The sequence below is a fragment of the Metabacillus idriensis genome (genome assembly GCF_050483325.1).
GTDB classification, from domain to species: domain Bacteria; phylum Bacillota; class Bacilli; order Bacillales; family Bacillaceae; genus Bacillus_P; species Bacillus_P idriensis_A.
Genome location: NZ_JBCMYF010000011.1, coordinates 280,632 through 289,180, shown reverse-complemented (window position 1 = coordinate 289,180; position 8,549 = coordinate 280,632). Strand labels below are relative to the sequence as shown.

The following is an 8,549-nucleotide window of genomic DNA, read 5'->3' as shown; positions in this document are numbered from 1 at the left end:
ATGAAATGCTGAACCGACTGTTTAGACCCGACAGGCAGATAAGAATTCACCGGAAAAGTCCGGTTTTGACTTTTTCGGGGAATTTGTTCTGACCGAGGGGCTAGGAGGTGAAGCTGGACACCACGAAATGCTGAACCGACTGTTTAGCTCCGACAGACAGATAAGGATCCGACAGAAAAGGCGCTTTTTTCCAATACTTTCGGAGCCGTTCTGGCCACCACGAAATGCTGAACCGCCCGTTCTGCATCAAAATTGGATTGCAGTACTTTCATTTTCCAAAATCCGCCTCCCTTGTAGCATTATTGTAAGCTGCTCTATTAAAGTCTTCAGGATGATATACTTGCTAGTGAACAAAAGACGAGAGGTGACAGAATGCTAGAATCTTATAATCATCAAATTGAAACAGATTATGGCAGGAATTTGCCTGTTTTTGAAAATGAAGAATTGGCCAAAGTGTATTACTATGAACAACGGAAAGAGAACTTGTCTCTTTTAGAAGATATATATGCAGAACTCGGCTTAACATTAAACTATTCTGTAAAAAGTTTAATCCAGCTCGAAGAAGTGTACTTTTCCTTTTTTCAGGAAAATAAGTTCCGTGACTTTCAGCTGTCGGTTGAGGACTTGGAAGAATGCATGAGCATTTACTTTGGTGAAGTCATCACGATTCACTTGGATGAAGCTTCATGGCTTGTCAAAGAATATTCGTTTACTGAAGGCGCCTATGTGATGGGATTGCAGTGCGGACGCTCTGTGACTTATTTTTCGAACCTGTTTGAAGATCATTACATGACGGCAAAGGATGCCTCTGAACAGAAGCTATACAATTTGTATAAGCGTTATGAGAAAAAAGGGAAAAAGTGATGGAAAAGCAGCTGGAGAGTTCTCCAGCTGTTTTCTTTTTATAATTGGATTGAAATTCTCCGTTTTTCCACATTCGACTGAATCGCCGCTTCATTCACTGCTGTCAGCAGCAAAGCATCTTCATTCGAAATAAATGGTGTTTTTCCAGACAGGATCGCGTCTGCCCATTGCTCCATTGGTATTGGCAGCTCTTTTGGCAGCTGCTCGATCACATGGGTGCCTTCGCCATTTCTTAGTTCCACTTTTCCATCCTGAATCAGCAGGCACCCTTCAGTTCCGTACAATTCAAGATAAAACGGACTTCCATGTGAAACGAATGAGGTTTCGAGCACTCCAGTTACGCCGTTTTCATAGGAAACGAGGACAGACGCCTGGTCTTCGACTTCCTTTGAATAGACGTAATCAAAATGAGCAGACACTTCTACAGGTTTTCCTGCTAGACGGTTGAGCAAGTAAATCGGATGTGCGCCTAAATCGATCAGGGCGCCTCCCCCGCATTGCTCGGCATTGTAAAAGTGCGCCGGAAGCCATCCTTCAGGGTTTTCCGCTGACGGCACTGAACCGTTATGTGCGACACGGCATCTTGCCATTTTGAGTTCTCCGATTTTGCCTTCTTTCAGCACTTGTTCAGCATAAAGGTAATAATCAGCGCTCAGTCTTGGCATCGAAACTACAAGAGTCACTCCCGCTTTTTGGACAGCTTCAAAGATTTCTTTGCAATCCGCTGCTGTTAACGCCAGTACTTTTTCTGTGAAAATGTGCTTTCCATGCTCTGCTGCTTTGATGATGACATCCTTGTGCATGCTTGTCGGTGTATCAACAACAACCCCTTTAATGGCAGGGTTGCTGAGCACCTTTAAAAGCTCAGGTTCAAATGGAACATTCAGGTCATTTGCCCATTGCTGCCCTCTTTCTTTGTCCTCATCCCACACTTGAGTAATGTTCAATTTAGAACTGTTATGTATATCTCTTTCATAATCAACGGCATGTACGTGCCATTTGCTAAGCATAGCGACTGAAATCATTTTGTTCCCTCCCGGAAGTTTTCTTTACATATAGTAACTTCCTTTTCGGACACCTGATTTCCTTTTCTATTTTTGGAGAAAATTTAATTAGTGAGGTTTTTTATTTGGATAAAAGAGGGAATATGCTTGTTATCATCTTAAGGAGGAAAAAGAATGAAGCTGCATAACGGCTCTCTATACTGGCCTAAAACGGTCAATGACGTTCAGGCATACCCTGAACTTCAAGATACAATCACATGCGATGTACTCATCGTTGGAGGCGGAATGTCAGGTGCTTTGTGCGCCCACACCCTTTCAAAATATGATTTAAATACAATTGTTGTCGAAAAAGGAACCGTCGGCGGCGGCAGTTCAAGTGCCAATACGGGGCTGCTGCAGTTCTCAAATGACACGATGCTGCATGAATTCATCAAAAAATTGGGTGAAGAACAAGCTGTCCGTTTTTATAAAATGTGCTTAAAAGCGGTAGATGAGCTTGAACTTGCAGCTAAAAACCTGCCCAGGAATGTCGATTTCATCAGAAGAAAAAGCTTGTACTATGCAAGCACTTCTCTCGACAAATCAAAACTGAAAAAAGAGTTTAAAGCTCTATCTAAGCATGGTTTTCCTGTAGAATTTTTAAAAAAAGATGAAATCAAAGAGCGATTCGGGTTTGAGAAGCCGGCTGCACTTTTGACAGACGGCGATGCTGAGGTGAACCCATATAAATTCATTCAAGCTTTAATGGAAGACGCTCATCACAAAGGTGTGCGCATTTTTGAGAACACCGAAATTGAAGAGACTGACAGAGATGATAAATACGTCTATTTTCAATCCCCGCACGGGAGAATTGCTGCTGAAAAAGTGATCTATTCGACCGGGTATGAAACCATCCCTTTTGCGAAAAAACTTGGTGCCGAAGTGAACAGAACATATGCGATTGTGACAACACCAGTGAAGTTTCTTGATCATTGGGAAGAGCGGAGCCTGATTTGGGAAACAAAACGTCCCTATTTCTACATGAGGTCAACGGTTGACGGCAGAATTGTAGCCGGAGGACTGGATGAAGAAAAAATGGAAGCTCCAAGCAGCGAGAAAATCATCCGCGAACGCGGTCAGCGGCTTTTGGATAAAATCAAAGAGCATTATCCGAGCTATGAAATGGAAGTAGATTCCGTATGGGGCGCAAGCTTCGGCGAATCAGACGACGGATTGCCGTTCATCGGAAAGCATCCAAAGAAAGAAAACGTCTATTACTGTCTAGGGTTTGGCGGAAATGGAACCGTTTATTCCATGCTTGGCGCTGAGATCTTGAAGGATCTGATTCTTTATGATTCTCACCCTGATGCAGAGATTGTTAGGTTGGACAGATAATGGCGGGAGTCTTCTTGGTGCTGCCATATTTAACGGACCAACTTATTAAAAATGGCGGCACTCCCTTTAGTGCTGCCACTTCCAATGGTCCAACTCATAAAAAAGTGGCGGCACTCGCCTTAGTGCTGCCACTTTCAGCGGTCCAACTCATTAAAAATGGCGGCACTTACTTTAGTGCTGCCACTTTCAGCGATCCAACTCATAAAAAATGGCGGCACTCGCCTTAGTGCTGCTACTTCCAACGGTCCAACTCATCAAAAATGGCGGCACTCGCCTTAGTGCTGCCACATCCAAAGGTACAACTCATTAAAATTGGCGGCACTCGCCTTAATCCTGCCACATCCAACGGTTCAACTCATAAAAAATGGCGGCACTCGCCTTAGTGCTGCCACATCCAAAGGTACAACTCATTAAAAGTGGCGGCACTCGCCTTAATGCTGCCACTTCCAGCGGTCCAACTCATTAAAAATGGCGGCACTCGCCTTAGTGCTGCCGCTTTGGCGGGGCAAGGTCGCCAAAAAAGGAGCTGTCAAATTTATTGACAGCCCCTTTTTTCATGCAAAAATACCAAAAAAACAGCACCGCCACCCGGCAATGCTGCTCGATTTATTTCTTCTTTTCATCATAGTATTGAACGGGATACATGGAGCCTTCTGAGACCATGTTATTATCATCAATATCTTGAGGATCTGGATGACCCGCTTTTTCAACCGGGAATGAATCAACGTTTTTGCGCGCAAAGTAGGGAATCTTGTTTTTGGCACTGTTAACGAATCCTGTTACCTTTTGACGGTTAGACTTATCCTTTAATAAATAGGATGTTACTCCGACTCCGACTGTTGATAAGGCAATACCTGAAATTAATGTTTTCTGTCTCATACAAGTTGCTCCTTTCGTCTCGCAATTTGTTGCTTACTACTACTTACCCGCTCTCAAAATACACAAAACATAAAATTTTATTGCTGCGTGCTTTGTTGAATATTTTCTGCACTTAGAGCTGTTTCATTCATGATGCTTGCGATTTTCTTATTGTCGTCGTTAAGTGTTTCGATTGTTGCATTCATCTCTTCTAAGCTCGCTGAAGCTTCTTCTATGATGGCGGCAAGTTCGTTTGTTGATTTTTCGACACCGATTGTATTTTCTTCAACATCTTGCGCTATAGCTTCAAACCCGCTGAAGCTCTCGGTGATATTCTGTAATTTCTCCTTCAATTGATGGAAGCTTGCCCTAACTTCTTTTGTAAACTGAACGCTGTTTGAAAGATTAGTGCTGCTTACGGTCATTTTCTCCTCTGCCTCTGCACTCGTTTGATTGACTTGTTTTAGATTCTCAGTGATTTTCTTCGTTGTGTCATTCGTCAGTTCAGCAAGCTTGCGGATTTCCTGTGCGACAACAGAAAATCCTTTTCCTGCTTCTCCCGCTCTTGCCGCTTCAATCGAAGCGTTTAATGCAAGTAAATTTGTTTGCTCTGTGATTTGTCTGATGTTATTTGTGAATTGATTCGTTTCTTCGATTTTTAAATTAAGAAGTTTGAAAGTCTCATTTAAGGCGACTACCACCACTTGCAAGTGATCCATTTGGTTTGAAAGCTGGACGACCTTTTCACCGCTTTTGTCAGCTATATCGCTTGCCTGTTTGGAATCTTGATTCAACCGTGCTGATATTTCACTCAATTCTTTGATCGAAAGCATATTATTATGTGCGTTTTCGGCAATCTCGCTGATTTGTTCGCTTTGGATCCCACTTCCGGCAGATACCTCATGAATGGCAATCGTCATTTCCGCCTGCGCCCTTGCATTTTGCTGCACACGGTCATTCACTTTTGAAATGTGATCAGCGATACTGCCTACTTCTCTTTCAAGGTTTTGTTTTTGCTCTTCTTTCAATTTTGCATCAGCCTCTGCACCTGCAATAAAGTCCTGAAGCTGTTTAAATTGCTTATTGTTTAAGCGGATTAAAACACCCAGAAGAACGCCGGCCAGGATATATGTGATCATGATCGCCCCGATGCTGTCCAGAATAATGGTTTGTTCCTTAGAGGGGACAAGTGCATTCACTATTAGTCCAATAAATCCGGCTATATAACCGATCGCAAACACAATCGGATGGTATTGAACCGCTGAAAAGATGGCCAGAAACAGCAAAATGGCAACCAATGAAAGATTCGCCCCTGTAATAAAAATCGACACTATAGTAGCACAATAGATCATCACAACACTGAAATACGGAAATAAGTATTCTTTCTTTATAATGAAGTGGAATAGCACATAAAACAAAATGAGTAAAATAAGTTCCGTTAAATAGACTGGACTTTGTTCAAATTGTTTTGTGACAAGGACATAAATAAAAGCCAAAAGTGCGGACGTTCCAAATGTAAGGAGCATCAGCTTATTCTTTTTCTTCAAATCTTCATATTTCACTTTTTCTATAGCGGTCATCATCTTTCTCCCCTGCAGTCAAGATCTTCTATTTTTTATATCGACAGCGCTTTCACTTTATTTATATCTCCAAAAAAATAAACGCTGCACCAAAGATGCAAGCGTTCAGATGTTACCTTTTCTTCTTATTGCGGCTGTAAATATCAAACCACACGGCAAGGACCAGGATGCTTCCTTTTACAATCAGCTGCCAGTACGCATCAATATTCATGATGCTCATTCCGTTATCAAGGCTTGCCATTACCAGTGCTCCAATGATTGCGCCAGGAATGGTTCCTATGCCCCCCATCAAACTCGTTCCGCCGATGACACAGGCTGCAATCGCATCTAGTTCATACATGTTCCCAGCCCCAACTGTTGCCGCATTAACGCGCGCTGTAAGCACAAGACCTGCAATGGCTGCAAGTGTGTTCCCGAGAACGAAGACAAGCAGGATTCTCCGTTTCATGTTAATCCCCGACAGGACCGCTGCTTCCGGATTCCCCCCAATCGCATAGACCTGTCTGCCAAACACGGTCTTTTTTGCAATAAAATGAAACACGACCGCGAGCAAAATGACGGTGATAAACGGAATTGGAATACCTTGATATTGATTCATCAAGTAAACAAAAGTAAAGATCAGCAAACCAAATCCAACAGATGTTATAAGCGTCCAGTTCATAGAGAGAACTTCAAATCCGTACTTTATTCTCGCATTGCGCTGTCTGATTAAAAAGAAGACGGCAAGAATAAAGGCGATGGCGCCAATCACAAGACCAACCGCAGGAGGCACATATCCCTGACCGATAAATTTCAGCTCAGGAGAAAGCGGGGCGACTGTCATACTGCCTGTAATCCCCGTTAAAATACCGCGGAAGATCAGCATGCCTCCAAGAGTGACGATAAAAGCAGGCACCGCCCTGTAAGCAATCCACCAGCCCTGCCATAAACCGATCAGCGCTCCTAATAACACCGTTGCGATAATGACCGGCACGGTATCCCAGCCTAGCCACACATTCAGAATCGCTGCAACTCCCCCTGTCAATCCGACAAGCGAGCCTACAGAGAGATCGATTTGACCCGATACGATAATCAGGACCATGCCGATTGCTAAAATGGAGGTAACAGACATTTGCAAAAAGAGATTGGATAAGTTCCTGGGTGTTAAAAAGGTATCATTTAATACAGAAAATAAAATCCAGATAACGATTAATGCCCCAATCATGGAATAGGCGCGGATATCAATTGTAAAAAGACTGATCTTTTTTTCTTTAATCGGTGTTTGCTGTTTATTGATAGTCAAGTTCGTATTCATCCTGCAAGTCCTCCTGTCGCTGCTCTCATGATCTTTTCCTGTGTCGCCTCTTCCGCCTGAAATTCACCTGTGAACCTTCCTTCAGACATCACCAAAATCCGGTGACTCATGCCCAGTACCTCAGGCAGTTCTGACGAAATCATGATAATAGCCACGCCCTCTTTGACAAGCTCGTTCATAATATTGTAGATTTCAAGTTTGGCACCAACATCAATTCCCCTTGTCGGTTCATCCAGAATCAGCACCTTCGGCTTTGTCATCAGCCACTTTCCGATAACCACCTTCTGCTGATTTCCTCCGCTCAGTGTCCCGACAACCGTTTCTACTGAAGGAGCTTTTATCCTTAACTGCTTCAAATACTGATTTCCGCTGTGAATCTCTTCATTCTGATTGATCATGCCGTACGATGAGATGCGCCTCAGACTTGGCAGAGTCACGTTATTTTGAATATCCATGTTTAAAACGAGCCCGAATTTCTTGCGGTCCTCCGAGACGAGCGAGAGGCCGTTTTCGATGGCATGTTTGACTGATTTGTTTTTTGCGGTTTTACCGTCTATCTCAATAGCCCCTTGAGATAAACCGGCATATGCCCCGAATAAACTCATGACCAGCTCTGTTCTGCCAGATCCCATCAGTCCTGCAATGCCGAGGATTTCTCCTTTTCTGACTTGGAAGGAAACAGAATCAATGACTTTTTTTCCCGGCAATTCCGGATGATAGACACTGTAATCATCCACCTTCAGCATCGTTTCTTTCGGATTTGCGATCATGCGGGGATACCGGTCTTTAATCTCACGCCCTACCATGTACGCAATCACTTTATCCTCTGTCATGTCTTCCGCTCTTTGAGAGGTTACGGTTTTTCCGTCCCGCAAAACGGTGATGGTGTCTGCGATATCAAACACCTCTCCAAGTTTGTGAGAAATATAGATGCATGTTACGCCCCGCTCTTTAAATTCTTTCAAAATAGCAAGCAGGATTTTAACCTCCTGCTCCGTAAGAGCGGCAGTCGGTTCATCCAAAATGAGTATTTTTGCATTTTTGGAGAGAGCTTTGGCGATTTCGACAAGCTGCTGCTGGCCGATGCCGAGCGTCCCGGTAACCGTATCTGGGCTGACACCCTTTAGACCAACCTCCGCCAGCCATTTTTCACACACCTGAATCATCATATTCTGATCAATGATGCCAAATGTGGCAGGCTCATTTCCGAGAATTAAGTTTTCAGCTACCGTCATTTGTCTGACCAAAGCAAGCTCCTGATAAATAATTGAGATGCCTGCTTTTTCTGCATCCTTGATCGTTTTAAAAGACTGCTCCACTCCTTCAACAGAGATGGAACCTGTATATGTTCCCGCTGGGTAAAGACCGCTCAGCACTTTCATTAAGGTCGATTTCCCAGCACCATTTTCACCGCATAGTGCATGGATTTCTCCTTTTTTCACGTTAAATGTCACGTTGTCGAGTGCTTTGACGCCGGGAAATTCTTTTGTAATTCCGTTCATTTCTAATACTGATGACACCGCAGGTCCTCCTTTAGCGGGCGGGAACAAGCTGCTCCGCCGTCATTCATTTTTT

Annotated in this window: 8 protein-coding genes; 3 read left to right on the top strand and 5 right to left on the bottom strand. The window is 43.5% G+C overall.

Annotated elements, in window-relative coordinates; translation table 11 throughout:
• The first annotated feature begins 372 nt into the window (after positions 1-372).
• Positions 373-864 carry a hypothetical protein gene (locus tag ABEQ24_RS08410; protein ID WP_430006353.1) on the top strand — a complete coding sequence of 164 codons (492 nt, stop codon included), beginning with the start codon at positions 373-375 and terminating at the stop codon, positions 862-864.
• Between the two features lie 38 nt (positions 865-902).
• On the opposite strand, the gene ABEQ24_RS08405 is transcribed toward ABEQ24_RS08410, so the two are convergent.
• Complete coding sequence (locus ABEQ24_RS08405) at positions 903-1,889, bottom strand: Gfo/Idh/MocA family protein (protein ID WP_430006352.1); 987 nt, start codon at positions 1,887-1,889, stop codon at positions 903-905.
• A gap of 153 nt (positions 1,890-2,042) precedes the next feature.
• Here ABEQ24_RS08405 and ABEQ24_RS08400 point away from each other — a divergent pair, with 153 nt between their 5' ends.
• Both ABEQ24_RS08400 and ABEQ24_RS08395 read left to right on the top strand, forming a co-directional pair.
• Positions 2,043-3,242, top strand: a complete 1,200-nt coding sequence (locus tag ABEQ24_RS08400; protein ID WP_430006351.1) for an NAD(P)/FAD-dependent oxidoreductase — start codon at positions 2,043-2,045, stop codon at positions 3,240-3,242.
• Positions 3,242-3,469, top strand: a complete 228-nt coding sequence (locus tag ABEQ24_RS08395) for a hypothetical protein (RefSeq protein WP_430006350.1) — start codon at positions 3,242-3,244, stop codon at positions 3,467-3,469. Before ABEQ24_RS08400 ends, ABEQ24_RS08395 begins: the two co-directional genes overlap by 1 nt.
• A gap of 379 nt (positions 3,470-3,848) precedes the next feature.
• On the opposite strand, the gene ABEQ24_RS08390 is transcribed toward ABEQ24_RS08395, so the two are convergent.
• From ABEQ24_RS08390 to ABEQ24_RS08375, 4 genes are all read right to left on the bottom strand, one after another.
• Positions 3,849-4,121 (bottom strand): hypothetical protein, encoded by a 273-nt coding sequence (locus tag ABEQ24_RS08390; protein WP_430006349.1) that lies wholly within the window; start codon positions 4,119-4,121, stop codon positions 3,849-3,851.
• A 77-nt stretch (positions 4,122-4,198) separates the two neighbouring features.
• On the bottom strand, positions 4,199-5,683 hold the full coding sequence (locus ABEQ24_RS08385; protein ID WP_430006348.1) for a methyl-accepting chemotaxis protein: 1,485 nt from the start codon (positions 5,681-5,683) through the stop codon (positions 4,199-4,201).
• Positions 5,684-5,792: 109 nt separating this feature from the next.
• Positions 5,793-6,974: a sugar ABC transporter permease gene (locus tag ABEQ24_RS08380; protein WP_430006347.1), complete on the bottom strand. Its 1,182-nt coding sequence runs from the start codon at positions 6,972-6,974 to the stop codon at positions 5,793-5,795.
• Entirely contained in the window at positions 6,971-8,476 is a 1,506-nt protein-coding gene (locus tag ABEQ24_RS08375) for a xylose ABC transporter ATP-binding protein (protein WP_430006365.1), read from the bottom strand. Before ABEQ24_RS08375 ends, ABEQ24_RS08380 begins: the two co-directional genes overlap by 4 nt.
• Between the last annotated feature and the right edge of the window lie 73 nt (positions 8,477-8,549).